This window comes from Bradyrhizobium tropiciagri, from assembly GCF_018130545.1.
Lineage (GTDB): Bacteria > Pseudomonadota > Alphaproteobacteria > Rhizobiales > Xanthobacteraceae > Bradyrhizobium > Bradyrhizobium tropiciagri_A.
On record NZ_JAFCKF010000004.1, the window covers coordinates 721,394 to 747,616 of the forward strand.

Genomic DNA, 26,223 nt, shown 5'->3' on the forward strand with positions numbered 1-26,223 from the left:
GGGCTGACATTTTCGTCAGTTGACTCTCCTGTGATTGCAGGCAAAGCGAAATTGTAACCCGGATGGAGCGCAGCGTAATCCGGGGTCATTTCCGCTTGTGAGATCGTCCCGGATTGCGCTGCGCTCCATCCGGGCTACGAAGGGGCTGCGCCGTGACCGACAAAGACCTGCATTTCTACGAGCCGAAGAACGGCCATGGCCTGAAGCACGATCCGTTCAACGCCATCGTGGCGCCGCGGCCGATCGGCTGGATTTCCTCGCGCGACAAGGGCGGCAACGTCAACCTCGCGCCTTACAGCTTCTTCAACGCCTTCTGCTACGTGCCGCCGATCATCGGCTTCTCCTCCACCAACTGGAAGGACAGCGTCGCCAACATCCAGGACACCGGCGAGTTCGTCTGGAATCTGGCGACGATGGATCTGGCCAAGCACATGAATGCGACCGCGGCGCATGTCGCGCGCGACGTCGACGAGTTCAAGCTCGCGGGGCTGACACAGGTACCCGGCAAGCTCGTCAACGTGCCACGTGTCGCCGAAAGCCCGGTGTCGTTCGAATGCAAGGTGAGCCAGATCATCCAGCTCCAGGGCGCCGACGGCAAGAAGGCCGCGGCCTGGCTGACGCTCGGCGAGGTCGTCGCCGTGCACATCGACAAGGCCTTCATCAAGGATGGCGTCTATCAGACCGGATTGGCGCACCCGATCGTCCGCGCCGGGCGGATGGGGGATTACTTTGAGATCAAGCCGGAAAACATGTTCGAGATGATCCGGCCGGATTGAGCCGTCCATGTAACCGTCATTGCGAGCGAAGCTAAGCAATCCATTCCTCCGAGCGTGGGATAGATGGATTGCTTCGTCGCTTCGCTCCTCGCAAATACGGAGCGGAAACCACAACAATGTGAAATCTCCGCCCGCGGTGATGAAAAACCGTCACTCGCAACCTCGGGGCGAGCAGTCTAACCTCCCGCGCGCCAGGCCGGATCAACGGCCGGTCAACAGAGTGGGAGGATGCGATGACACACCACGAGCGGAGCGATCAAAAAGCGCCGCAGCGCGATCCACATGTTTCGCGACGGACGCTGGTCCAGGGGCTTGCGGTGGCTGCCGCCGCCACGGCCACCGGTGCCGGCAGCGCACTGGCGCAGAATGCGCCCGCGCCGGTCGCGCCGCCGACGACCATCACCAGTCCGCCGCGCGACTTCAGTCCGCGCGGTGCGCCGACCACCTATTTCTGGGACCCCGACGTCATCGCGGTCGATCCGTCCTTCAACGATCTGGCCCAGCCCAACACTTCGATCAAGCGCCTCTACACCGGCGCGCTGTGGTCGGAAGGCCCGGCCTGGAGCGCGCAGGGCCGCTATCTCCTGTGGAGCGACATCCCCAACAACCGGCAGCTGCGCTGGTCGGAGGATGACGGCCATGTCAGCGTCTTCCGGATGCCGTCGAACTACTCGAATGGCAATTCGTTCGACTTCCAGGGCCGCCAGCTGTCTTGCGAACATCTCACCCGCCGCGTGACGCGCTACGAGAACGACGGCACCGCGACCGTGCTTGCCGACAACTATCAAGGCAAGCGGTTGAACTCCCCGAACGATGTCGTCGCGCATCCTGACGGCAGCTATTGGTTCACCGATCCGCCCTATGGCAGCCAGCTCTATGAGGGCGAGCCCGACGCGGCGGGCGGTCCGGTCAATCCGGCCGGCAAGCTCAATCCCCGGATCGGCCAGCCGGCTGGCTTCGTGCCGCTCAAGCGCGAGCTGCCGACCAATTGCTATCGCATCGATCCCTCCGGCCGCATCGATCTCGTCGTCAGCGAGGACCAGGTGCCCGATCCGAACGGCATCTGCTTCTCGCCGGACTACAAGAAGCTCTACGTGGTCTCGACCGGCAAGGGACCGGGTGACACCGGACCAGGCGGCAAGGGTGACGTCTTCGTGTTCGATGTCGGGTCCGACAACAAGCCGACCAATGGCAAGCGGTTCAGCGATTTCACCATCGACGGCGTGAAGTGCGGACCGGACGGCATCCGCTGCGACGTCAACGGCAATGTCTGGTGCTCGAGCAATGCCGGCCGTGCGGTCGGCTACAACGGCGTGACGTGCTGGTCGCCGGAAGGCAAGCTGCTCGGCCGCATCCGGCTGCCCGAGGTCTGCGGCAACATCACCTTCGGCGGCCCCAAGCGCAACCGCCTGTTCATGGCCGCGAGCCAGTCGCTCTACGCCGTCTATACCGCGACCCAGGGCGCCGGACCGGCCTAGCACGCGGCAGGAGCAGTTGGAGCTGTAACCGCGTAGGAAACTGCGCTCCCTCTCCCGCTTGCGGGGGAGGGGTGGGGTGGGGGCTCTCTCCGCGAGTCGTATTGTGGAGAGAACCCCCACCCGCCGCGCTAACGCGCGACGGCCTCCCCCGCAAGCGGGAGAGGCGCAGCGAGCCCGCGGCGAGACCATTCGAAATCTGGCTTCATTCCCCCGCTACCTGATTGTCGCAGCTCAGCTTTCGGAACTGAACGCGCGGCCTGCCGTTAACAAACGGCGGCTCGGCCGCGTCAATTTCGCTTTATTTGAACAGCGAAGTGTTCACCGGTGAACGGCACTTTCCGATAAGATCACCTATCCGCGCCGCCGTTTCATGAGGACCGCCATGAGCTTCCGCCGCGACTATCTTACAAAACCGATCTTCTCCTGGGCGCGTGGCGTGCTGCCGACGATGTCGGACACCGAGCGCGAGGCGCTGGAAGCCGGCGACGTCTGGTGGGACGCCGATCTCTTCACCGGCAATCCGGACTGGTCGAAATTGCTGGCGTTCGCGCCGGCCAGATTGACCGACGAGGAGAACGCCTTCCTGCACGGTCCGGTCGACGAGCTCTGCACCATGCTGGATGAGTGGAAGATCAACTGGGAGTGGCGCGACCTGCCGCCCGAGGTCTGGGCCTTCATCAAGGCCAAGAAATTCTTCGGCATGATCATTCCGAAGGAATTCGGCGGGCTCGGCTTCTCGCCCTATGCGCATTCCGAAGTGGTGCGCAAGATCTCGTCGCGCTCGCTGACCGCGGCCGTCACCGTGATGGTGCCGAACTCGCTCGGGCCGGGCGAACTCCTGATGCGCTTCGGCACCAGGGAGCAGCAGGACAAATGGCTGCCGCGCCTCGCCGCCGGCCAGGACATTCCCTGCTTCGGCCTGACCAGCCCGGAGGCCGGCTCGGACGCCGCCTCGATGATCGACAGTGGCATCATCTGCAAGGGCAGCTTCGAAGGCCGCGAGGTGCTCGGGCTGAAGCTGAACTGGCACAAGCGCTACATCACGCTGGGCCCGGTCGCGACGCTGCTCGGCCTTGCCTTCAAGGCCTATGATCCTGATCACCTCGTGGGCAACGAGGAAGAGCTCGGCATCACGGTCGCGCTGATCCCGACTCATCTGCCCGGCGTCTCGATCGGCCACCGCCATCTGCCCGCGATGCAGGTGTTCCAGAACGGCCCGAACTGGGGCAAGGACGTCTTCATCCCGCTCGACTACATCATCGGCGGTCAGGAGCGCCTGGGTCAGGGCTGGAAGATGCTGATGACGGCGCTCGCCGCCGGCCGCGGCATCTCGCTGCCATCGCTGTCGGCCGCCGGCGCCGCCTATGCCGCGCGCACCACCGGCGCCTATGCCCGCATCCGCGAGCAGTTCGGCATTTCTATTTCCAAGTTCGAAGGCATCGAGGAGCCGCTGGCGCGGATCGCCGGCACCGCCTATCTGCTCGACGCCGCGCGGCGGCTGACCTGTGCTGCGCTGAACGAGGGGCATCATCCCGCTGTCATCTCGGGGATCATGAAGCTGCACGCCACCGAGCGGATGCGGATCGCGATCGACGACGCGATGGATATTCATGGCGGCAAGGCCGTGATCGACGGACCGCAAAACTATCTCGGCGGACTCTATCGCTCGGTGCCGGTCGGCATCACGGTCGAGGGCGCCAACATCCTGACCCGCAACCTGATCGTGTTCGGGCAGGGCGCGATCCGCGCGCATCCCTATCTGTTGCAGGAGATGAACGCGCTCAGCGAGACCGATCACGACAAGGGCCTGACTGCGTTCGACACCGCGTTCTGGAAGCATGTCGGCCACAGCTTTGCGACCATGTTCCGCGCATGGGGTCGTAGCTGGACCGGCGGCCTGTTCGCGCCGGCGCCGGATGCCGGTGATGCCACGGAGTTCTATCGCCAGCTGTCGCGTTATTCGTCGGCATTCGCGCTATGCGCCGACATGGCTCTGCTCACGCTCGGCGGCGCGCTGAAGCGCAAGGAAATGCTGTCCGCGCGCTTCGGTGACATTCTGTCCGAGCTCTATCTGCTCTCGGCCGCGTTGAAGCGCTGGCAGGACGAGGGCCGGCAGAAGGAGGATCTGCCCGCGCTCGAATGGTGCATGGCATCCGGCTTCAAGACCATCGAGAACCGCTTTGCCGAAATCCTCGCCAACCTGCCCAACCGTCCGGTGGCGTGGATGTTGAAATTCCTGATCCAGCCGTTCGGTGCCCGCGTCACCGGTCCGTCGGATCGCGTCGTGCAGCAATGCGCGCAGCTCGTGCTGACGCCGTCGGCGGCGCGCGACCGCCTCACGCCGGACCTCGCCTTTGTCGAGGACGACGGCGGCGTCGCCCGGCTGGAGAAGGCCTTCCGTCTTGTGACCCAGGCGGAGGACGCGGCCAAGCAGATGCGCGCGGCGCGGCTGCATGATTGGAAGGAGGCGGTGAAGAAAGGTGTTATCACCGAGGCCGACGGCGAGAAGCTCGCCGCCGCCCATGAGGCCGTCGCCAAAGTCATCGAGGTCGATGATTTTGCGCCGGAGGCGCTGTCCCCGATTTACAAGAAATCCGCCGACGTGCATCAGTTCTTCCAGGAGCTTGGTGAGCAGAGGGCGGCGAGCTGATGGCGCGACCAGTCTTTATCGTCGACGGCAGCCGGACGCCGTTCCTGAAGGCGCGCTCCGGTCCCGGCCCGTTCACCCCGGTCGATCTCGCTGTGCAATGCGGCCGGCCGCTGCTGGCGCGGCAGCCCTTCGCGCCCACGGCCTTCGACCAGGTCATCCTCGGCTGCGTCAATGTCATCGCCGACGAGATGAATCCGGCGCGGGTCGCGGCGCTCAGGCTCGGCATGGGCGAGCAGATGGTCGCCTTCACGGTGCAGATCAATTGCGGCTCCGGCATGCAGTCGATCGACACCGGCTACCGCTATATCCGTGAGGGCATCTCCGATCTGATCCTCGCCGGCGGCGCCGAAGCGTTGAGCCACGCGCCGCTGGTCTGGCCGAACTCCGGCGTGCGCTGGTTTGCCGGCTTTGCCGGCGCCAAGGGCCTGGGCGCCAAGATCGCCGCGGCCCTAAAGGTGAAGCCGAGCTACTTCAAGCCGATCATAGGTCTCGAGCGCGGGCTGACCGATCCGATCACCGAGCTCAACATGGGTCAGACAGCCGAGAAGGTCGGCCATCTCTTCGGCATCACCCGCGCGCAATCCGATGCCTACGCCGCCGAGAGCCATCAGCGGCTCGCCAACGCGCAGAAGCAGGGCTTCCTCAAGGGTGAGGTCGAGACCGCGTTCTCCCGCGACGGCAAGTTCTACGATTTTGATGACGGCGTTCGCCCGGACTCCTCACCGGAGACGCTGGCAAAGCTGAAGCCGGTGTTCGAGCGTCCGTGGGGCCAGGTCACCGCCGGCAACTCCTCGCAGATCACCGACGGCGCGTCCTGGGTGATCCTGGCGTCCGAGACCGCGGTCGCCAAGCACGGGCTGACGCCGAAGGCCGTCATCCTCGACAGCCAATGGTCGGCGCTCGATCCCTCGATCATGGGGCTTGGCCCGGTGCTGTCGGCGAGCGCGCTCTTGAAGCGCAACAGCATGACCTTGCAGGAGGTCGAGACCTGGGAGCTCAATGAAGCCTTTGCCACCCAGGTGCTGGGCTGTCTCGCGGCCTGGAATGACGACAAGTTCTGCCGCGAGATTCTGGGGCTCGATGGCGCGGCGGGCGAGATCGACCGCGCCAAGTTGAACGTCGATGGCGGCGCGATCAGCCTCGGCCATCCCGTCGGCACCAGCGGCAACCGCATCGTGCTGCATCTGGTCAATGCGATGAAGCGGCTCGGCACCAGGCGCGGCGTCGCCACCGAATGCATCGGTGGCGGGCAGGGCGGCGCGATGTTGATTGAGATGGTGTGATCATGGATTCACGGATCATGGACCTTCTCGCCGATCGTGTGCTCGAGCTTGGGCCGAAGCCAGCCGCCGATAGTCCGTACAAGAATTTCAAGCTGACGCGGGATGAGGACGGCATTGCCTGGCTGCTGTTCGACCGTGCCGGCGCCAGCGCCAACACGCTGTCGGCCGACCTGCTCGAGGAGCTCGATGCCATCGTCACAGCACTGGAAAGCCAGCGGCCGACCGGCCTCGTGGTGTGTTCGGCAAAACCGAGCGGCTTCATCGCCGGTGCCGACGTCAACGAGTTTCGCGGAGCCAGCGATCCCAGCGCGGTCGAGACCGCGATCGGCCGCGCGCATGCGGTAATCGACCGGCTCGAGGCGCTGCGCGTGCCCTCGGTCGCGGTCATTCACGGCTTCTGCCTCGGCGGCGGCCTCGAGGTCGCGCTGGCCTGCCAGATGCGGATCGCAATCGACGATGCGCGGTTCGGTTTCCCCGAGGTGATGCTCGGCCTGCATCCCGGCCTTGGCGGCACCGTGCGCTTCACCGAGCTGGTCAACCCGATGCAGGCGATGACCCTGATGCTGACCGGGAAGACCATCGACGCGCGTCGCGCCAAATCGCTCGGCCTGGTCGATGCCGTGACCCAGGAGCGCCATGTCCGCAACGCGGTGAAGGATGCGGTGTTCGGTAGGTTGAAACGCGCCAAGCCGGGCGTGCTCAACTCGCTGCTTAATTCGGGCCCAGTCAGGGGCTTCCTCGCCTCGCGGATGCGCAGCGAGGCCGGCAAGGCGGCGCCGCGCAAGTATTATCCGGCGCCCTACGCGCTGATCGATCTCTGGGAAAAGCACGCCGGCAACCGCTCGGCGATGCTGAATGCGGAGAAGGCCTCATTCGCCAATCTGATGGTGACGCCGACCGCGCAGAATTTGATCCGCGTGTTCTTCCTGCGCGAGCAGATGAAGAAGGTGGCAGGCTCCGGCAATAAGGTCGCGCATGTCCACGTCATCGGCGCCGGCGCGATGGGCGGCGATATCGCGGCCTGGTGCGCCAACCAGGATATGCGGGTGACCTTGGCCGACATGAAAGCCGAGCCGATCGCGGGCGCGATGAAGCGCGCGGCGGATTTGTTCGGCAAGATCATGCGCAAGAAGATCGACCAGCGCGACGCGCTGGACCGGCTGATTCCCGACATGGACGGCGAGGGCGTCCGCAATGCGGACGTGATCATCGAGGCCGTGCCGGAAAAGCTCGCGCTGAAGCAGAAGGTCTATGCCTCGCTCGAGCCGAAGATGAAACCGGGCGCGATCCTCGCCACCAACACCTCGAGCATCCCGCTGCAGGATCTGCGCACCACGCTGGCAAGGCCGGAGCGGCTGCTCGGCCTGCATTTCTTCAATCCGGTGTCGCGGCTGCAACTCGTCGAGGTCGTCAGCCATGACGGCACCGATGCCGGCATGCTCAAGGAAGCGCTGGCCTTTGTCGGCGCCATCGACCGCCTGCCGCTGCCGGTGAAGAGCTCGCCGGGCTTCCTCGTTAACCGCGCGCTGACGCCCTACATGCTGGAAGCGATGATGATGCTGGACGAGAAGACCGATCAGCGCCTGATCGACGCGGCCGCGATCGAGTTCGGCATGCCGATGGGGCCGATCGAGCTCGCCGACCAGGTCGGCCTCGATATCTGCCTCGATGTCGGCGACATGCTGCGCTCGAAGTTCGGCGACACCTTGCCGCCAACGCCGGCGTGGTTGCGCGAAAAAGTCGCCAAGGGCGAGCTCGGCCGCAAGACCGGCAAGGGCTTCTACACCTGGAAGGACGGCAAGGCGGAGAAGGCGCCGCTGCCGGAGACCGGTCCGAAAGTGAGCGACGAGATGATTGACCGGCTGGTGCTGCCGATCTCGAATGTCTGCGTCGCGGCCTTGCGCGAAGGCATCGTGGACAACGCCGACATGGTCGACGGCGCGATGATCTTCGGCACCGGCTATGCCCCGTTCCGCGGTGGCCCGCTCAACTATGCGCGCAGCCGCGGTGTCGATAATATCGTGTCGACAATGCAGACGCTGATGCGCAAGTTCGGCGGACGCTTTGCGCCGGATCCCGGCTGGGAGGCTTTCAAGTGACCGACTCGCAAGTGACCGACCCCCAAGCGCCTGAAACTCACGTTCACGCGCCGGCCATCAGCGGCAACGAGCCGCAGGGCGATCTCTGCATCCGCACGCTGGCGATGCCGGCCGACACCAATGCCAATGGCGATATCTTCGGCGGCTGGCTGCTCAGCCAGATGGACCTCGGCGGCGGGGTGTTCGCGGGCAAGGTTGCGAAATCCCGCACCGTGACGGTCGCGATCGACGCGATGAATTTCCGCAAGGCGGTGTATGTCGGCGACCTGGTTTCCGTGCACGCCAACCTCGTGCGCATCGGCCGCACCTCGATCACGGTGCATCTCGAAGCCTGGGTGCTGCGCCGCCGCGAGCAGCAGTCGATCCTCGTGACCGACGGCAATTTCACCTACGTCTCGATCGATGAGCAGGGCCATCCGCAACCGATCCAGCGCGATGGGGCGACGATTTCGACCTGACACGAGAAGGTGATTCGGTGCGCGCGGAAACGCGTCGAAACTGCGACCGGAGCGCGGTTTCGACGCAAATAAGGTGCTTCGCTTCGCAAATAAACCGAGGAACAATCGGGCAGCGATGCCGTTGTCGGCGCGGAGTTGAACCGAGGCCGATAATGTCAGACTGCTACGTCATCGAAGTGAGTTCACAGACCGCGGGTATCGTGGTGCGCGATACCAAGGGTTACGAGTTCTTTGCTGCTTCGCACCGCTTCCAGGCGCTCGAAGGTCGCATCTTCCGCAACGCGCGCGAGGCCGAACGCGCCGCGCGACGCCTTCTCACCGGCCAGGATTTGCAACTGGCTTCCTGACAAGGAGGCCCGCGAGCCACGCCGTTTGCGTGTGCCGCAAGAGTCTGTATTGATGCATCCGAATTCACGGACACGTTTTTCGGATGTCGCAGACACAGAACAAGGCGCTGCTGTTCGATATCGACGGCACGCTCGCCGACACCGATCCGCTGCATCTGGCGGCGTTCAACCGGGTGCTCGGCCCTCACGGACATGCCTTCGATCACGCGCGCTTCGGCAGGGAGCTGCAAGGCTTCTCCAATGCGTCGATCGGCGAACGCTTCCTCGCACACGAACCGCCTGAACGCCGCGCCGGCATCCTCAGTGAGAAGGAGCGGGTCTTCCGCGAGCTGGTCGCCGGCCAGATCGTGCCGGTGCCGGGATTGCTGCCGCTGCTCGACCGCGCCGATGATGCCGGCGTGCCGATGGTGGCGGTGACCAACGCGCCGCGTGCAAACGCCGAACTGCTGCTCTCGGGACTCGGCATCGCGCACCGTTTCAAGGCGCTGGTGATCGGCGACGAACTGGCGCACGGCAAGCCGCATCCCTTGCCGTACCTCGAGGGGCTGCGCCTTGCCGGCGCGCAGGCACAGGCTTCGCTGGCCTTCGAGGATTCGCGCTCCGGCGTGCAGTCGGCAACGGCGGCGGGGATCGCCACGATCGGGATGCGGACCGGCCTCAGCCATGCCGATCTGATCGGGGCCGGCGCAGTCGCCAGCGCGCGGGCATTCGACGATCCCGAATTGATCCGCCTGGTCGCATCGGCCATGAATTGGTAGGCGTGGCGAGGCATTGTGCCGGAATGTCGTCGGCTCGACATTGCTGCAACGCGGTTCTTAACCCCGGCGAAGCTTGCTCGTTGACCTCGGTGCCGAACGGTCGCACCATGGGCTGAAGCGTGATCCGGAAAACTGGAAACCGGTTTTCCGAAGGATCATGCTCCAACCGATTGCCGTTTCAAGGGGGCCGCCGTGGCCGGACTCTCCCACCGCCAGACTGAAATCCTCAACATTGCGCGCGCTTTCGGCCGGGTCATGGTCGAAGACCTCGCCAAGCGATTCGAGGTGTCGGCGCAGACCATCCGAAAGGATCTCAACGATCTCTGCGACGAGCGGTCGCTGACCCGCATCCATGGCGGCGCGATCATCGCCTCGGGTGTCGAGAACCTCGCCTATGAGGCGCGCCGGTTCGTCGCCGCCGAGGAGAAGAAGGCGATCGGCGCTGCCGCGGCGGCGAGAATTCCGAACGGCTGCTCGCTGTTCATCAATATCGGCACCACGACGGAAGAGGTCGCGAGCGCGCTGACCTCGCATGAGGACCTGCTTGTCATCACCAACAACCTCAACGTCGCGATGCTGCTCTATCGCCATCCCCGCATCGAGGTGGTGGTGGCCGGTGGCACGGTGCGCCGTGCCGACGGCGCGGTGGTCGGCTCCACCGCGACGCAGCTGATCGGCCAGTTCAAGGTTGACTACGCCATCATCGGCGCATCGGCGATCGACGAGGAGGGCGCGCTGCTCGACTTCGACTATCGCGAGGTGCAGGTGGCGCAGGCGATCATCGCCAATGCGCGCAACGTCATGCTGGTGTCGGACGCGACAAAACTCCGCCGCAGCGCACCAGTGCGCATCGCGCATATGAGCCAGATCCAGACCTTCGTCACGGATTCGCCGCTCCCCGCAGGCCTCGCCAACATCTGTCACAGCCGCGGTATCGAGGTGGTGGTCGCGATGGACAAGCCGCCGGTCGATATTGACGACAGCGCAGACGCGGCACCGGCGACGCTGCGCAGTGCGCAAGGCGCCTGATCGCTCAAGTTTTAGCGAACTTGTTTCGGATGCTTTCTACCGGCAGCTGTAGGCTTGCCTCGGGTGGAGCGGTCCGTTGGTCAGCGCGCAATTCAAGATCGTCTTGGCATTGGGCATCGCAGCGATGTTGGGCATCGTCTCGTTTGTCCTTGGCTTTAGCACCGCATCTGCCTGCGCAACGGCGCTGGCCGGCGGCGTCTCCGCACTCGTGGTCATGCGCGCATTCGATGGTGAGACCCGGCCGCAATCGCAGCGTCTCGGGACCGAGATCTTTCGCTTCGGCGCCGGGAAGGGACCGGCCTGGCTTTCAGAACTGGAGCAGCAGAGCGGCCGCGGCAGGAAGCTGTTTTTCGGATTGTCGCGGATCTTCCTGTCGGGGTCGCTGTGTCAGCGCATCGCGAGCGGAGCTTTCCTCGCGCAGGCGGTGATCGGCGCGGTCGCGATCGTCCTGTTCTGGCTTTGCCAGGCGATGGGCTTTGATCCGCGGCTGTTCGCAGTCCCGCCGTTTGGCAGCCTGTTTGCGGATGGCATCCCGATGTCGACCGATGCGTCCGCGCAGGTGAGGTTCGAGCATCTCTTCCTGCCTTTGGTCTCGCTCTACGCCGTCACCTTCTCGCTGTTCGTGATCGCTCTACTTGCCGATCTGCCGACCATCATGCGCAATTGGCGCGAGCGGTGGCGTTACCTCCTGTTGCCGCTATTCGGTTTTGGACTCTGGGTGATCCTGACGCATCGAAAATCATCGACCTACAGCGGACTGCAAGTGGCGCTCGGCGGCGGATATGTCTGGGCTTACGTCGTGGTGTTCGTCCTCGCGCCGCTTTTCTTTCTCGTGATGTCGGCGTCGCTGCCAAGCAATCGGTCGATCCGATGAACAGGGATCGTTCCGTCGGGCGAATCTATCTCGGCTTCGCCCTCAAATGGTATGCGATCCTTTTCGTCGCGTCCTTGGTCTTCTTCGTGCTGTTTGCCAGCGGTCATAGACTGCTCGCGGCGACCGGCTTGCTTGCGCTGATCATTTGGTGCGTGCGTGACAGCCGAGCATCTGCAAGGCGAGTGGGTGGTGAAGTTCGTCGCAGCTACGACCCGGAGCAGACATTGCCGGAATTGCGTGCCGGACGTTCGCCACGACGTCTCTGATCGTGGTCGCGGTCTTGCCTGGCGTCATCTCAAGCGTCGCACGGGCCTGTCCTGTTTCCCCAAACAGCTCCAGCTGCGAGCACCCCGCCCAAAAAATCCCCAGCTAAAGTTCCCCATTTTCGCTTTGCTTTCGTTTTTGGTTGTGATCTACTTCAATTCGAAAGTAAAACCGTCAAAGCGAAAACGGTCGCCGGGGGAAGCGTTCTTTGGATCGAATTTACGACCTCGCCATCATCGGAGGCGGCGTTAATGGCTGCGGCATCGCGCGCGATGCGGCGGGCCGGGGTAACTCTGTTTTCCTCTGTGAAATGAATGACTTGGCCAGCGGGACATCGTCCTGGTCGACCAAGCTCGTGCATGGCGGTCTGCGCTATCTCGAATATTACGAGTTTCGTTTGGTGCGCGAGGCGCTGATCGAGCGCGAGATCCTCTGGCAGATCGCGCCCCACATCATTCGTCCGCTGCGTTTCGTTTTGCCGCACCACGCGGGGCTACGTCCGGCCTGGCTGCTGCGGCTCGGCCTCTTCCTCTACGATCATATCGGTGGTCGGCACCTGCTGCCGGCGACGCGCTCGCTTGATCTGACGCGCGACGTGGTCGGCAAGCCGCTGATCCCGGGCCGCTACACCAAGGGCTTCGAATATTCCGACTGCTTCGTCGACGACGCGCGGCTGGTGGCGCTGACCGCGCGCGATGCCGCCGATCGCGGCGCCGAGATCCGCACCCGCACCCGCGCGGTCGAGATCAGGCAGGTGGACGGCATCTGGCACGTCACGGTCGAAGACACCACGAACGGTTCTCGCGAGACGATCAAGGCCCGCGTGCTGGTCAATGCCGGCGGTCCCTGGGTCGAGCAGGTGCTGGCGTCAGGCGTCGGCGTCAATGCGCGCGCCAAGGTGCGGCTGGTGCAGGGGTCGCACATCGTGGTGCCCAAGCTCTACGATCACGACCGCGCCTACATCTTCCAGAATGCCGACGGCCGCATCATCTTCGTCATCCCCTACCAGAACGATTTCTCGCTGATCGGCACCACCGATCGCGACTATGACGGCGATCCGGCCCTGGTGAAGGCGACGCAGGAGGAGATCGAGTATCTCTGCGCCTCCGCCAGCGAATATCTCGCCAAGCCGGTGAAGCCCGAGGACGTGGTCTGGAATTACTCCGGCGTGCGTCCGCTCTATGACGACGGCGCGAGCGAGGCCAAGGCCGCGACCCGCGATTATGTGTTCGAGCTCGATACGCCCGGCGGGGCGCCGCTGCTCTCGATCTACGGCGGCAAGATCACGACCTATCGCCGCCTCTCCGAAGAGGCGCTGGAGCGGCTGTCGCCTTACCTCCGCGGCACAAAGGCGCAGGAAGGCTGGACCGGCAAGGCGCCGCTGCCCGGCGGCGACATGGACGTGTCGGCGGTCGCAGCGCTGAGCGCGGAACTGGTTCGCAATCATCCGTTCCTGACGCAGTCGCACGCCAACCGTCTCGCGCATGCTTACGGTACGCGCGCCAATAAAGTCTTGGGCAACGCAGCATCGGCAGAAGATCTCGGCCGGTCCTTCGGCGCCACCTTGACGGAGAGTGAAGTCCGGTACCTGATGGCAAACGAATGGGCTCGGACTGCGGACGATGTCGTCTGGCGACGATCCAAGCTGGGCTTGCGGATGACGGCGGGTGAAATCGCCGCGCTCGACGAGTGGATGGCCGCCAACCGCGTGTCCGGTGAACGTCCCCTCCGCGAAGCGGGAGGACGGGCATGAGCGTTACACTGCAGAACGTCACGCGAACCGTGGATGGCGTTCCGACCATCCGCGATGTGTCGCTGACGCTGGAGCGTGGCACGCTCAGCGTGTTGCTCGGGCCGACGCTGTCGGGCAAGACCTCGATCATGCGGCTGCTCGCCGGTCTCGATAAGCCGGCTTCCGGCCGCGTGCTGGTCGACGGCAAGGACGTCACCGGCGCCGATGTGCGGCAGCGCTCGGTCGCGATGGTCTATCAGCAGTTCATCAACTATCCCTCGCTGACGGTCTACGAGAACATCGCTTCGCCTTTGCGCGTGCAGGGCAAGCCGAAGGCCGAGATCGAGAAGCGGGTGGCCGAGGCGGCCGCCCTGCTGCGGCTCGAGCCTTTCCTGAAGCGCACGCCGCTGCAGCTCTCCGGCGGCCAGCAGCAGCGTACCGCGATTGCGCGCGCGCTGGTCAAGGGCGCCGATCTCGTGCTGCTCGACGAGCCGCTCGCCAATCTCGATTACAAGCTGCGCGAGGAGCTGCGCGCCGAGCTGCCGCGGATATTCGAGGCCTCCGGTGCGATCTTCGTCTATGCCACCACCGAACCGTCGGAAGCGCTGCTGCTCGGCGGCGACACGGTCTGCATGTGGGAAGGCCAGGCGCTGCAGATCGGCGCGACGCCGAAGGTCTATCGCCATCCCGACACGCTCCGCGTCGCGCAGGTGTTCTCCGATCCACCGCTCAACGTCATCGGCATCGAGAAGAAGGGCGACGTTGTGATCTATGCCGGCGGTGAGCAGGCGCCCGCGGCCGGGCTCTATGCCGGTCTGCCCAATGGCGCCTACCGGATCGGTTTCCGCGCGCACCAGCTCGAGGTCGGCAGCGCCGCGGCCGGCCGCCATAAATTCTCCGCCACCGTGACGGTGACCGAGATCACCGGCTCGGAGAGCTTCGTGCACGTCCATGTCCATGACTCGAACTGGGTCGCAGTGCTGCACGGCGTCCATGAATATGAACCCGGGCAGGTGCTCGACGCCGCGCTGGATCCCGACGACATCTTCGTGTTCGACGCGGCCGACCGCCTCGTCGCTTCACCCGCAACCAGTTTCTCGAAGTGAGGGAGATGCTTCATGGCCCGCATTGACCTCGTCGATCTCGCGCAGTCCTACAACGGCAATGACGCGCCGCTGGAATCCTTCGCGCTGAAGCCGGTCACCATGACCTGGCGGCAGGGCGGCGCCTATGCGCTGCTCGGGCCGTCCGGTTGCGGCAAGACCACGCTGCTCAATCTGATTTCCGGCATCGTGACGCCGTCGCGCGGCCAGATCCTGTTCGACGGCAAAGACATCACGCCGCTGTCGACACAGAAGCGCAATATCGCGCAGGTGTTCCAGTTTCCGGTGATCTACGACACCATGACGGTCGGCGAGAACCTGGCCTTCCCGCTGAAGAACCGCGGCGTCGCCAGGGCCGAGGTCGAGGCGCGGGTCAAGCAGATCGCCGACCTGCTCGACCTCACGCCGTATCTGAACCGCAAGGCGACGCGGCTCACCGCCGACGCCAAGCAGAAGATCTCGCTCGGCCGCGGCCTGGTGCGTTCCGACGTCGCCGCCGTGCTGTTCGACGAGCCGCTGACGGTGATCGATCCCGAGCTGAAATGGCAGCTGCGCTCGAAATTGAAGGCGCTGCATCGCGAGCTCGACCTCACGATGATCTACGTCACTCACGACCAGACCGAAGCGCTGACCTTCGCCGATACCGTGGTCGTCATGCATGACGGCCGGGTGGTGCAGAGCGGCACGCCGGCCGAATTGTTCGACAAGCCGGAGCATACCTTCGTCGGCTACTTCATCGGCTCGCCCGGCATGAACATCGTACCTGCGGAGGTCTCGGGCCACGAGGCGCGGATCGACGGCCATGTCATCGGCCTGCATCGCAACTATGGTGTGCTGCCGGCGGGCAAGAAGATCGAGATCGGCGTCCGGCCGGAATTCGTCGATGTCGCAGCGCCCGCGTCGGGGCTGCTGTCGGCGAAGATCGAGCGGATCGACGATCTCGGCCGAATCCAGTTCGCCCGCGTTCGCATCGGCAACACCAAACTCGCGGCGCGCGTGCCGCCGGGCTTCTCGGTCTCCGGCGATACCGCCGGCCTGATCTTCAATCCCGCCTACGTCCACGTCTATGCCGACAGCCATTTGGTGGAAGGGGTTGCCTGATGGACAAGACCATCAACCAAAAAGCCTGGTTCCTGGTGCTACCGGTGTTCCTGGTGGTCGCGTTCTCGGCGGTGCTGCCGCTGATGACGGTCGTGAACTATTCGATGCAGGACACCTTCGGTAACAACCAGTTCTTCTGGAACGGCGTCGGCTGGTTTAAGGAGCTGCTCGATCCCTCGACCGATCTCGGCGGCCGCTTCCTGGCCTCGCTCGGTCGCAATTTGTTCTTCTCCGCCGTGATCCTGGCGATCGAGGTGCCGCTCGGCATTGTTGTCGCGCTGTCGATGCCGCGCGAGGGCTGGACCGTCGCGGCCTGCCTCGTCATTCTCGCATTGCCGCTTTTGATTCCGTGGAACGTGGTTGGCACGATCTGGCAGATCTTCGGCCGACCCGATATCGGCCTGCTCGGCTATGTGCTGAACCACCTCGGCTTCAACTACAATTACGTGTCCAATGAGGTCGACGCCTGGGTCACGGTCATCGTGATGGACGTCTGGCACTGGACCAGCCTTGTCGCGCTGCTCTGCTACGCCGGCCTGAAGTCGATCCCCGACGCCTATTACCAGGCGGCGCAGATCGACGGTGCCTCGCGCTGGGCGGTGTTCAAGGCCATCCAGCTGCCAAAGATGAACCGCGTGCTCTTGATCGCGGTACTGCTGCGCTTCATGGACTCTTTCATGATCTACACCGAGCCGTTCGTGGTCACCGGCGGCGGTCCCGGCAACTCGACGACCTTCGTCTCGATCGAGCTCGTCAAGATCGCGCTCGGCCAGTTCGATCTCGGCAAGGCGGCCGCGCTGTCGCTGGTCTACAACCTGATCATCCTGATCGTGTGCTGGGTGTTCTACACCGTGATGACCAATGCCGGCTCCGAGCGTCCGGTCAAGGAAGGAGCGGCGTGATGCACTCGATCCCCGGCCGCCGCCTCATCATGGGGCTGTTCCTGATCTTCCTGCTGTTGCCGATCTACTGGCTCGTCAACATGAGCTTCAAGACCAACGCCGAGATCGTCTCGACGATGACCTTGTGGCCGCATACGCCGACGCTGCAGCACTATCGGCGCATCTTCACCGACGAGAGCTGGTATTCCGGCTACATCAACTCGCTGGAATATGTCGTCATCAACACCGTGATCTCGATCGCGGTGGCGTTGCCGGCGGCTTATGCGTTCTCGCGCTACCGCTTCCTCGGCGACAAGCATCTGTTCTTCTGGCTGCTGTCGAACCGCATGGCGCCGGCGGCGGTCTACGCGCTGCCGTTCTTCAACCTCTATTCGGCGATCGGCCTGTTCGATACGCCGTGGGCGGTGGCGCTGGCGCACTGCATCTTCAACGTGCCGCTGGCGGTTTGGATTCTCGAAGGCTTCGTCTCCGGCGTGCCGCGCGAAATCGACGAGACCGCCTTCCTTGACGGCTACTCGTTCCCGCGCTTCTTCATCAAGATCCTGGTGCCGCTGATCGCGAGCGGCATCGGCGTCGCCGCCTTCTTCTGCTTCATGTTCTCATGGGTCGAGCTGCTGCTGGCGCGCACGCTGACGTCGGTGCAGGCCAAGCCGATCGCAGCGATCATGACGCGGACGGTTTCGGCTGCCGGCATGGATTGGGGGCTGCTGGCCGCGGCCGGCGTGCTCACCATCATTCCCGGCGCGCTCGTGATCTGGTTCGTCCGCAACTACATCGCGCGCGGCTTCGCGCTCGGCCGGGTCTAGGAGGGGCTCATGGACAGCATCGCATGGATGGCATGGACCTGGCCCACCGCGATCTTCTTCGTGCTGCTTGCCTGCACGCTCGGGATGATGACCTGGCTCGCGATAGCCTATCCCGAAGCGGAGCGGGTCGGCGTGCTGCGGATTCCGACCACGCGCGGCGATCGCTTGTTCGTCTCGCTGGTGCTGGCGGCGGTGATCCACTTGCTGTGGATCGGCCTCGTCGGCACCGATCCCATCTTCTCCCTACCGATCGGGGAGGGTGTCGAGATTTCGAGCCTGTGGCTCGGAACGGTAATTTCGCTTCTTTCAGCCGTGGTGATCTTTCGCACCGTCTGAGGAACGCGAAAAAGAGCAGATCCGGGGTCTACCCGGGCCTGGATTTAGTCGCTGCAACCGGAGGAATCTAATGCGACATTTACGAATGACTAAAGATAGTCTTTTGACGATGACCAGCGCACTCGCGCTCGTCGCAGCATCGGTCACTCTTGTCGCGCCGGCCCGCGCCGACGAGGCGGCCGCGAAGAAGTGGATCGACAGCGAATTCCAGCCGTCGACCCTCTCCAAGGACGACCAGATGAAGGAGATGCAGTGGTTCATCAAGGCCGCTGCCCCCTTCAAGGGCATGGAGATCAACGTCGTCTCCGAAACGCTGACTGTGCACGAATACGAATCCCGCACGCTCGCCAAGGCGTTCGAGGAGATCACCGGCATCAAGGTCAAGCACGACATCATCCAGGAAGGTGACGTCGTCGAAAAGATCCAGACCCAGATGCAGTCCGGCAAGAACGTCTATGACGGCTGGATCAACGACTCCGACTTCATCGGCACCCACTTCCGTTATGGCCAGGCGGTCGACTTGACGGAGTGGATGAAGGGCGAAGCCAAGGACGTCACCGACCCGATGCTCGACGTCGACGACTTCATCGGCAAGTCGTTCACCACGGCGCCGAACGGGCACCTCTACCAGCTGCCCGACCAGCAGTTCGCGAACCTCTATTGGTTCCGCTACGACTGGTTCACCAATCCGGAATACAAGGCCAAGTTCAAGGCCAAGTATGGCTACGATCTCGGCGTGCCCGTGAACTGGTCGGCCTATGAAGATATCGCCGACTTCTTCACCAACGACGTCAAGGAGATCAACGGCGTCAAGGTCTACGGCCATATGGATTATGGCAAGAAGGATCCCTCGCTCGGCTGGCGTTTCACCGACGCCTGGCTGTCGATGGCCGGCAACGGCGACAAGGGTCTCCCGAACGGCCTGCCGGTCGACGAATGGGGTATCCGCATGGAAGGCTGCCGTCCGGTCGGCTCGTCGGTCGAGCGTGGCGGCGACGTCAACGGCCCGGCGGCGGTCTACTCGATCGTCAAGTACCTCGACTGGATGAAGAAGTATGCTCCGCCGCAGGCGCAGGGCATGACCTTCTCCGAGTCGGGCCCGGTGCCCTCGCAGGGCAATATCGCCCAGCAGATCTTCTGGTACACCGCCTTCACCGCCGACATGGTGAAGCCGGGCATTGCCGTGATGAACGCGGACGGTACGCCGAAGTGGCGTATGGCCCCGTCGCCGCACGGTGCGTACTGGAAGGACGGCATGAAGCTCGGCTACCAGGACGTGGGCTCGCTCACGCTGCTGAAGTCGACCCCGGTCGATCGCCGCAAGGCAGCCTGGCTCTACCAGCAGTTCATCGTCTCCAAGACGGTGAGCTTGAAGAAGAGCCATGTCGGTCTCACCTTCATCCGTGAATCCGACATCTGGGACAAGTCGTTCACCGAGCGTGCGCCGAAGCTCGGCGGCCTGATCGAGTTCTACCGCTCGCCCGCCCGCGTGCAGTGGACCCCGACCGGCAACAACGTGCCTGACTATCCGAAGCTCGCTCAGCTGTGGTGGCAGAACATCGGCGATGCGTCGTCCGGTGCGAAGACGCCGCAGGCTGCGATGGACGCACTCGCCGCGGCCCAGGATTCGGTGATGGAACGTCTTGAGAAGTCCGGTGTGCAGGGTGCCTGCGGACCGAAGCTGAACAAGAAGGAAACCGCCGAGTACTGGTTCGCCAAGTCGGCCAAGGACGGCAACATTGCGCCGCAGCGCAAGCTTGCCAACGAAAAGCCGAAGGGTGAGACGATCGACTACGACACGCTGATCAAGTCGTGGCCGGCCTCGCCGCCCAAGCGCGCCGAAGCGAAGTAAGTCGGTAAGGCGTACCAGCCCACGCCATCCGAAGACTGCGAAAGGCCGGGAGCAATCCCGGCCTTTTTGCTGTCCGGCATCCAGGACAGGGAGAGTGGAGGCGGGCTCTCGATTGTGCTCAAATGACGCCATGAGATCATCATGCGTCTCCCTCATCGCATCATGATCCGGGAGTTGACCATGCGCATGATTTTCCGCTGCGATCCGCAGCTTGCCGATCATCTGCCGCGGCCGTTCCCGGCCCGCAGCGCGTTGCCGGACTGGCTGCGCGCGATGCCGGCGAAGGCGCATTCCGACATCCACGACCGCGAGATCCGCACGGTCAAACAATGCCCGCCCTTCGTCGATGCGATGGCCCATGGGGTGATGATCCCGCTGCCCTGTGATGTCAGGATCGACCGTGGTGCATTCGCGTGGGACTGGGAGATTCCGGAGCCGGCCACGCAGGGCCATCCGCGCGCGCCGCTCAGCTTCCATCCCATCGCGCAATTCGCCGGCGCGCCGTTCGCCAACGGGCAGGCCGCGCTGAAGTTCAACAGCTTCTGGACCATCGAGCTCGAGCCGGGCTGGTCACTGTTCGCGACCCACCCGGTCAACCGCGACGACCTGCCGTTCCGCGTGATCTCGGGACTGGTCGATGCCGACCGGTTTCACGATGGCGGGATCAATTTCCCGGCGGTGTGGACCGAGCCCGATTTTTCCGGCGTGCTGCCGAAGGGCACGCCGGTCGTGCAGTGCTTCGCCGTGCCGCGCCAGGCCCCCGAACTGGTGTTCGAGCCGTTCGACGACGCGCATCGTGAAGCCTATTCGAAGGTCGTCGGCGAGGTGCTGGCCGCGCCCAATGTCTACCGCAAGCATTTCCGTGCCAAGCGCGGGCGCCTAACCACCTAGCGCCGCACGCAGCGCGCGCTCGTTGAGCCACAGCCGGCCGTGCGGGGCCGAGGTCAGCGCCATCGCGATCGATCCGAACAGCTGCGGGCGCAAGGCATAGGCGCGCGCGAAGGCCTGCATCGCGGCGTCGGGCTCGCCACCCTCCTGCAATGCGATCCCGAGATTGAGTGCCGCTTCAGCGTAGTCCGGCTTGATCTCAATCGCCTGGCGATAAGCCTGTGCAGCGCCTTTGTGGTCGCGCGAATCCTGCCTGGCCACGCCGAGATCGAACCACACCGAGGCCGGCGCCGTGCCCGCGGTAGCTCGCTCGAGCAGGCTCACCGCCGCGGGGAGGTTGCCATCCTCCCAGGCCAGCCGGCCGAGCCGCGCATTGGCTTCCTGATGCTCGGGGATGGCCTTGAGGATCGCCGCCCATGCCTCGCACGCCTGCGCCTTGCGGCCGGCGAGCTCCAGCGTGCGCGCCTTCTCGACGAAGGCATCGCGCTGTGGCTTGAGCGCGATGGCGCGGTCGAGATGGATCAGTGCCGCGTCGAATTCGCCTTCGCCGCGGGCGAGCCGGGCGGCGAGCAGCTGCGCCGCGGCATTGTCGGGGCGCCTTGCCAGGCTGGCCGCGACATGCCTGCGCGCCGGTGCGATCTCGCCTTTGGTGAACAGCACCGCGGCGAGCAGATGGCTCAGCATCGGCTCGCCGGGCTGGCGTGCAAGGCCGCGCTCGCAAACCGCGATCGCCTCATCGTGCCGGCCGCTGTTGAATGCGGCGGTGGCGCGTCGAACGATATCCTCGGCGGTGTCCTTGTTCATTCCTGCATGCGATCGTCTTCAAGCTGCTTGGTGCGATCCATGCTACGCGGCGCCGCAGATCATGGCCAGCGCTTACCGCGCGGCGGCGTGACCGGCCGCCGCGCGCATCTGCATGTGCAACTGGTGATGCGCCAGCGTCAGTTCCTGGCTGATATGCGACAGTTCGGTCGCGGCGGCTTCGGCAGCCTCGCCGGCGGGCTCGGCGACGCGTACGAACATCCCGGTCTCGTAGGCGCGAACCGCCTCCTGCCAATCGGCCGATCCTACCAGATACCCCGCCAGTTCCGCCGCATCCAGCATCGCTGCGTTAACGCCCTCGCCGCCGAACGGCGACATCAGATGCGCGGCGTCGCCGAGCAGGGTGATTCCGGGGCGGTTGGTCCAGTAATGCCCGACCGGCAGCGCGTGGATCGGCCGCAGTGCGAATTGATCGTTGCTGGCGCGGAACAGGTCGAGCAAGGTATCGGCCCATCCTGCGAATTCACCAAGCAGTGCGCGACGCATCGCGGCCGGGGAGGTGACGTCGAAGCGCCGCTCGGCCCATTCGACGGGCACGCGAAAGATCGCATAGCCGCGCAGATGGGCGTTGTCGTTGCGCTGGACGATCAGGCTGCGGCCGGCGCTCTCCGCGCCCATCTTGCCGCGGCCGACCAGCTGCGACAGCGCGGGGTGGTTGGCGTCGACGTCGTCGATGCCGAACTCGATGAAGGTTAGCCCGCTGTATTGCGGCTGATAGCGCGACACCAGTGGCCGCACCTGCGACCACGCGCCGTCGGCGCCGATCACGAGATCAAACGGCCCTTCGCGTCCATCGTCGAAGATCAGATCGTAACGGCCGTCATCCCGCGGCGAGACCTCGCGCAGGCCGTGACCCCAGGCGACGGCATCCGGTGGCAGCGATTGCAGCAGCAGGTCGCGGAGTGCGGTGCGATCGACCTCCGGACGGTCGCCGGTCATGTCGTCATCCGCGAGCAGTAGCTGGCCGTCGCCGTCATAGAGCCGGCTGCCCTGGTCCTCGTAACGTGCGATGCGCAGGAAGCCGTCGGTGAGCCCGGCGCGCGCCAAGGCGAGCTGGCCGCTCTCGGCATGCAGGTCGAGCGTGCCGCCTTGCGGCCGCGCGTTTGCTGACGCCTCGCGTTCGAACAGGCGTGTCTTGATTCCGGCGACATGCAGCAGTCGGGCGAGCGTCAGGCCGCCGGGACCGGCGCCGACGATGGCAATACGAATGGGACTCGAACTCATGGACACCACGCTTGCATTAATATATATAGGCACCTATCTAATATAAATAGCGACCTATGTAAATGGTGAAGCGTGACGGATTGGAACCTGTTCGATCGACCGGCGCCGCTGGTCAATATGGCCTCGCGCAGCTTCCTGCGGCTCGGCGAGCGGCGGGTGAAGCCACACGGCTTCAGCATCGGCCAGCTGCCGGTGCTCTATCTGTTGCGTGACGGCAAGGCGATGTCACAGCGCGATCTTGCCCGTGCCGCGAAGGTCGAGCAGCCATCGATGGCGCAGATCCTGGCACGGATGGAGCGCGATGGCCTCATCCAGCGTACGCCGATGCCGGGCGATGGCCGCAGCCAACTTGTGTCGTTGACCAAGGCGGCCAAGGCGAAAATGCCGGCCGCGCGCAAGGCGCTGCATCGCAATCAGGACCATGCGCTCGCCGGCTTCAGCGCGGCCGAAACCGCAACGCTGCTCGATCTGCTGCGGCGGCTCAATCGAAACCTCGATCGCATGGTCGCGGAGGAGGTTGAGGTTGGCGAGGCCGTCGAGGCTTAAACGCCCGACATGTAGGCGCGCAATGAAAAAGGCCGGGAGCGATCCCGGCCTTTTCTGTTTTCTCCCTTGCCATCGGCCGGCTTGACCGAGCGATCCAGTACGCCGCGGCGCCTCAATCAACCACTGGCGACTCTGGAATACTGGATGCCCCGCCTTCGCGGGGCATGACAGGCTTTGGTGTACGTTACTCCGCCGCTTCGGTCGCCTTCAGCGTCGGGTAATCCGTGTAGCCCTTGGCGCCGCCGCCGTAGAAGGTTGCCTTGTCCCATTCGTTGAGCGGGGCGCCGGCCTTCAGTCGCTCGACCAGGTCGGGGTTGGAGATGAACGGCTTGCCGAACGCGATCATGTCGGCAGCGCCGGCCTCCAGCACCTTCTCCGCCAGCGCGAAGTCGTAGCCGTTGTTGGCGATATAGGTCTGCTTGAAGCGCTTGCGCAGCGAGGCGTAGTCGAACGGCGCATTGTCGCGTGGGCCGCCGGTCGCGCCTTCGATGACGTGGATATAGGTCAGCTTCAGCGCGTTGAGCTGGTCGACGATGTGGTCGAACAGCGGCTGCGGATTGCTGTCGGAGACGTCGTTGGCCGGCGTCACCGGCGAGATGCGGATGCCGGTGCGATCGGCGCCGGCCTCTTTAGCGACCGCCTTGGAAACCTCCAGCATCAGCTGCGCGCGGTTCTCGATTCCGCCGCCATAGGCGTCGCTGCGCTTGTTGCTGCTGTCGCGGGCGAACTGGTCGAGCAGATAGCCGTTGGCGCCGTGGATCTCGACGCCGTCGAAGCCGGCGGCCAGCGCGTTCGCGGTGCCGCGCTTGAAATCTTCGATGATCCCGGGGATTTCCGACAGTTCGAGCGCGCGCGGCTCGGAGACGTCGGCGAAGGTGCCGTTCACGAAGGTCTTGGTCTTGGCGCGGATCGCGCTCGGCGCCACCGGTGCGCCGCCATTCGGCTGCAGCGAGGTGTGCGAGATGCGGCCGACATGCCAGAGCTGGATGAAGATGTGGCCGCCGCGCTCATGCACGCGATCGGTGACCTTGCGCCAGGCCTCGACCTGCTCCTTCGAGTAGATGCCGGGCGTGTCCTGATAGCCCTGGCCTTGCTGCGAGACCTGGCTCGCTTCGGTGATCAGAAGGCCGGCGGAGGCGCGCTGGCCGTAATAGTCCACCGCGAGCGGGCTTGGCACCATGCCGGGCGGCACCGCGCGATTGCGCGTCAGCGGCGCCATCGCGAAGCGGTTCGGCAGCGACAGCGGGCCAAGCTTGTAGGGCTCGAGAAGTTTGGTCGATCGGCTCATGTGAAATGTTCCAGTGGGTGACTGATGAGGGACAGTTGTGCATTGCGGCGACGAGCGCAATGGCCCGGATAGTCCAAGTTTGCAGACTAGCCGCGCACGATCCCGCCCATGTGTCCGGCGTCGAGGAACAGCGTGTGGGCGTTGACGTAGGAAGATTCATTCGAAATCAGGAACAGCGCAGTATAGGCCACCTCCCAGCCGGTGCCCTGGCGGCCGAAAGGCACTGTGACGGCACGGTCCGACCGCCTTCGGCTGGCATCGCGGCCCATCGGCGTGTCCATGAAACCGGGCGCGATCACATTGCAGCGAATGCCCTTGTCCTCGCCGGCGCGTGCAATCGCCCGGCCGAGCGCGATCTGAGCCGCCTTGGAGGATTCATAGGCCGGGTTGCGGCCGCCGGCACGCTGGCTCGCCATCGAGGAGATCAGGATAATCGCGCCGCCCGGCGCCATCACTTCCAGCGCCTTCTGCGCGAACAGCATGTGGCTGCGTACGTTGACGGCGTAGTCGCGGTCCCAGGCTTCTGCCGTCATCTTGGGCAGCGACAGGCCGGAGGAGATGCCGACATTCAGCGCAAGCCCGTCGAGCCCGCCGAGCTTTTGCGCGCAGCGTTCGACCGCCGGCGCGATCGCCGCCACGTCGGAGACATCGACCACATCGGTGAAGGCCTTGCCGCCTTCTTTTGCGATCTGCGTGACGGTGTTGTCGGCAGCCTCCTTGTTGACGTCGAGGCAGGCGACGGACGCGCCCTCGCGCGCGAACAGCACGCTGATGGCGCGGCCGTTGCCGATCGGCGGCTCCGCATCGACGGTCGTGCGCTGCCCGGCACCGACCACGATGATCCGTCGGCCGGCGAGGCGACCGTGGTTCTTCGCCAGTCCCAGTGCTTCGGCATGCAGCGAGGCGGAGGGATCGATGGCTTTCGGTGCGTGGGTTGTGGTCGACATGGCGTGCTCCCTGACGTCTTGTTGTTGTCAGGGAGCAGTAGCACGGGAGGGAGCGTGAGGCGAAAATCCCGCGGCGGGGAATATGTTGCGGCGTCAGCTCACGCCGAGGAAATCGCGCTTGCCGATCTCGACGCCGTTGTGGCGCAGGATGCCGTGCGCGGTGACGGCGTGGAAGTAGAAATTCGGGAACGAGAATGCGTTGAGGAATTGCTGGCCCTTCAAGGTCATGGTGCGTTCGGCGCCGATCGGGAAGGTGACGTCCTTGGTTTCGCCACCCTCGAACTGCTCCGGCTTGAACGACTTCACATAGGTGGTCGTGTTGGCCAGCCGCTGCTTCAGTTCGCCGAAGGTCTTCTCGGTGTCGGGTGTCGACGGCACCGCGCTATGGGTCAGCCGCGCGCAACCCCTGGAGGCATGGTCGCAGACCAGCTGGATCTGCTTGGTCAGCGGCAGCATGTCCGGATAGAGCCGCGATCCCAGCAGCACCTCGGGTGCAATCTTCTTGGCCTCGCAATGTGCCTCGGCCTTGGTCAGCTCGGCGCTGAGGCTGTTGAGGATCTGCAAATATGCGGGGACGACGGCGTCATAAAAGGACATGTGATGCTCCCTGTGCTGATGAAATCCGGATGTTACCGAACGGCGATGCTGCAGATGGGGCGG

The 26,223-nt window shown here is 64.5% G+C and carries 25 protein-coding genes; 20 read left to right on the plus strand and 5 right to left on the minus strand.

Annotated elements, in window-relative coordinates:
- Positions 1–152: 152 nt before the first annotated feature.
- From JQ616_RS21085 to JQ616_RS21175, 19 genes are all read left to right on the plus strand, one after another.
- Complete coding sequence (locus JQ616_RS21085) at positions 153–776, plus strand: flavin reductase family protein (protein ID WP_212017566.1); 624 nt, start codon at positions 153–155, stop codon at positions 774–776.
- Positions 777–1,009: 233 nt separating this feature from the next.
- On the plus strand, positions 1,010–2,254 hold the full coding sequence (locus tag JQ616_RS21090; protein WP_212017568.1) for an SMP-30/gluconolactonase/LRE family protein: 1,245 nt from the start codon (positions 1,010–1,012) through the stop codon (positions 2,252–2,254).
- Between the two features lie 382 nt (positions 2,255–2,636).
- Positions 2,637–4,904: an acyl-CoA dehydrogenase gene (locus JQ616_RS21095; RefSeq protein WP_212017570.1), complete on the plus strand. Its 2,268-nt coding sequence runs from the start codon at positions 2,637–2,639 to the stop codon at positions 4,902–4,904.
- Positions 4,904–6,187, plus strand: a complete 1,284-nt coding sequence (locus JQ616_RS21100; protein ID WP_212017572.1) for an acetyl-CoA C-acetyltransferase — start codon at positions 4,904–4,906, stop codon at positions 6,185–6,187. Before JQ616_RS21095 ends, JQ616_RS21100 begins: the two co-directional genes overlap by 1 nt.
- A gap of 2 nt (positions 6,188–6,189) precedes the next feature.
- Positions 6,190–8,286 (plus strand): 3-hydroxyacyl-CoA dehydrogenase NAD-binding domain-containing protein, encoded by a 2,097-nt coding sequence (locus JQ616_RS21105; RefSeq protein WP_212017574.1) that lies wholly within the window; start codon positions 6,190–6,192, stop codon positions 8,284–8,286.
- Positions 8,283–8,744: an acyl-CoA thioesterase gene (locus JQ616_RS21110; RefSeq protein ID WP_433995983.1), complete on the plus strand. Its 462-nt coding sequence runs from the start codon at positions 8,283–8,285 to the stop codon at positions 8,742–8,744. Before JQ616_RS21105 ends, JQ616_RS21110 begins: the two co-directional genes overlap by 4 nt.
- Positions 8,745–8,896: 152 nt before the next feature.
- Positions 8,897–9,091: a hypothetical protein gene (locus JQ616_RS21115; RefSeq protein ID WP_212017576.1), complete on the plus strand. Its 195-nt coding sequence runs from the start codon at positions 8,897–8,899 to the stop codon at positions 9,089–9,091.
- An 83-nt stretch (positions 9,092–9,174) separates the two neighbouring features.
- Positions 9,175–9,849, plus strand: coding sequence for an HAD family hydrolase (locus JQ616_RS21120; RefSeq protein WP_212017578.1), 675 nt, complete (start codon positions 9,175–9,177; stop codon positions 9,847–9,849).
- 192 nt (positions 9,850–10,041) lie between these two features.
- Entirely contained in the window at positions 10,042–10,878 is an 837-nt protein-coding gene (locus JQ616_RS21125) for a DeoR/GlpR family DNA-binding transcription regulator (RefSeq protein WP_212017580.1), read from the plus strand.
- A 76-nt stretch (positions 10,879–10,954) separates the two neighbouring features.
- Positions 10,955–11,752: a hypothetical protein gene (locus tag JQ616_RS21130; RefSeq protein ID WP_212017582.1), complete on the plus strand. Its 798-nt coding sequence runs from the start codon at positions 10,955–10,957 to the stop codon at positions 11,750–11,752.
- The gene (locus tag JQ616_RS21135; protein WP_212017584.1) at positions 11,749–12,018 is read left to right on the plus strand and encodes a hypothetical protein; all 270 of its coding nucleotides are present in this window, start codon (positions 11,749–11,751) and stop codon (positions 12,016–12,018) included. Before JQ616_RS21130 ends, JQ616_RS21135 begins: the two co-directional genes overlap by 4 nt.
- A 206-nt stretch (positions 12,019–12,224) precedes the next feature.
- Positions 12,225–13,769 (plus strand): glycerol-3-phosphate dehydrogenase, encoded by a 1,545-nt coding sequence (gene glpD, locus JQ616_RS21140; protein WP_212017586.1) that lies wholly within the window; start codon positions 12,225–12,227, stop codon positions 13,767–13,769.
- Positions 13,766–14,854, plus strand: a complete 1,089-nt coding sequence (locus JQ616_RS21145) for an ABC transporter ATP-binding protein (RefSeq protein ID WP_212017588.1) — start codon at positions 13,766–13,768, stop codon at positions 14,852–14,854. Before glpD ends, JQ616_RS21145 begins: the two co-directional genes overlap by 4 nt.
- Positions 14,855–14,866: 12 nt before the next feature.
- On the plus strand, positions 14,867–15,952 hold the full coding sequence (locus JQ616_RS21150; protein ID WP_212017590.1) for an ABC transporter ATP-binding protein: 1,086 nt from the start codon (positions 14,867–14,869) through the stop codon (positions 15,950–15,952).
- Positions 15,952–16,854, plus strand: coding sequence for a carbohydrate ABC transporter permease (locus JQ616_RS21155; RefSeq protein ID WP_212017592.1), 903 nt, complete (start codon positions 15,952–15,954; stop codon positions 16,852–16,854). Before JQ616_RS21150 ends, JQ616_RS21155 begins: the two co-directional genes overlap by 1 nt.
- Complete coding sequence (locus tag JQ616_RS21160; protein ID WP_212017594.1) at positions 16,854–17,660, plus strand: carbohydrate ABC transporter permease; 807 nt, start codon at positions 16,854–16,856, stop codon at positions 17,658–17,660. The genes JQ616_RS21155 and JQ616_RS21160 overlap by 1 nt, the downstream gene beginning before the upstream one ends.
- 9 nt (positions 17,661–17,669) lie before the next feature.
- Positions 17,670–17,996, plus strand: coding sequence for a DUF2160 domain-containing protein (locus tag JQ616_RS21165; RefSeq protein WP_212017596.1), 327 nt, complete (start codon positions 17,670–17,672; stop codon positions 17,994–17,996).
- 109 nt (positions 17,997–18,105) lie between these two features.
- Positions 18,106–19,848: an ABC transporter substrate-binding protein gene (locus tag JQ616_RS21170; RefSeq protein ID WP_433995984.1), complete on the plus strand. Its 1,743-nt coding sequence runs from the start codon at positions 18,106–18,108 to the stop codon at positions 19,846–19,848.
- Positions 19,849–20,028: 180 nt separating this feature from the next.
- Entirely contained in the window at positions 20,029–20,739 is a 711-nt protein-coding gene (locus JQ616_RS21175; RefSeq protein WP_212017600.1) for a hypothetical protein, read from the plus strand.
- On the opposite strand, the gene JQ616_RS21180 is transcribed toward JQ616_RS21175, so the two are convergent.
- Positions 20,728–21,540: a tetratricopeptide repeat protein gene (locus JQ616_RS21180; protein WP_212017602.1), complete on the minus strand. Its 813-nt coding sequence runs from the start codon at positions 21,538–21,540 to the stop codon at positions 20,728–20,730. The genes JQ616_RS21175 and JQ616_RS21180 overlap by 12 nt on opposite strands.
- A 72-nt stretch (positions 21,541–21,612) precedes the next feature.
- A complete protein-coding gene (locus JQ616_RS21185; RefSeq protein ID WP_212017604.1) occupies positions 21,613–22,782 on the minus strand; it encodes an FAD-dependent oxidoreductase in 1,170 nt (389 codons plus the stop codon).
- Between the two features lie 72 nt (positions 22,783–22,854).
- Here JQ616_RS21185 and JQ616_RS21190 point away from each other — a divergent pair, with 72 nt between their 5' ends.
- Positions 22,855–23,328 (plus strand): MarR family winged helix-turn-helix transcriptional regulator, encoded by a 474-nt coding sequence (locus tag JQ616_RS21190; RefSeq protein WP_349630029.1) that lies wholly within the window; start codon positions 22,855–22,857, stop codon positions 23,326–23,328.
- A gap of 184 nt (positions 23,329–23,512) precedes the next feature.
- Here the strand turns inward: JQ616_RS21190 and JQ616_RS21195 are convergent, their stop codons facing one another.
- From JQ616_RS21195 to JQ616_RS21205, 3 genes are all read right to left on the minus strand, one after another.
- Complete coding sequence (locus tag JQ616_RS21195) at positions 23,513–24,616, minus strand: alkene reductase (RefSeq protein ID WP_212017606.1); 1,104 nt, start codon at positions 24,614–24,616, stop codon at positions 23,513–23,515.
- Between the two features lie 86 nt (positions 24,617–24,702).
- Positions 24,703–25,563, minus strand: a complete 861-nt coding sequence (locus JQ616_RS21200) for an SDR family NAD(P)-dependent oxidoreductase (RefSeq protein ID WP_212017608.1) — start codon at positions 25,561–25,563, stop codon at positions 24,703–24,705.
- Positions 25,564–25,656: 93 nt separating this feature from the next.
- Positions 25,657–26,160, minus strand: a complete 504-nt coding sequence (locus JQ616_RS21205; RefSeq protein ID WP_212017609.1) for a DUF1993 domain-containing protein — start codon at positions 26,158–26,160, stop codon at positions 25,657–25,659.
- Positions 26,161–26,223: the final 63 nt, after the last annotated feature.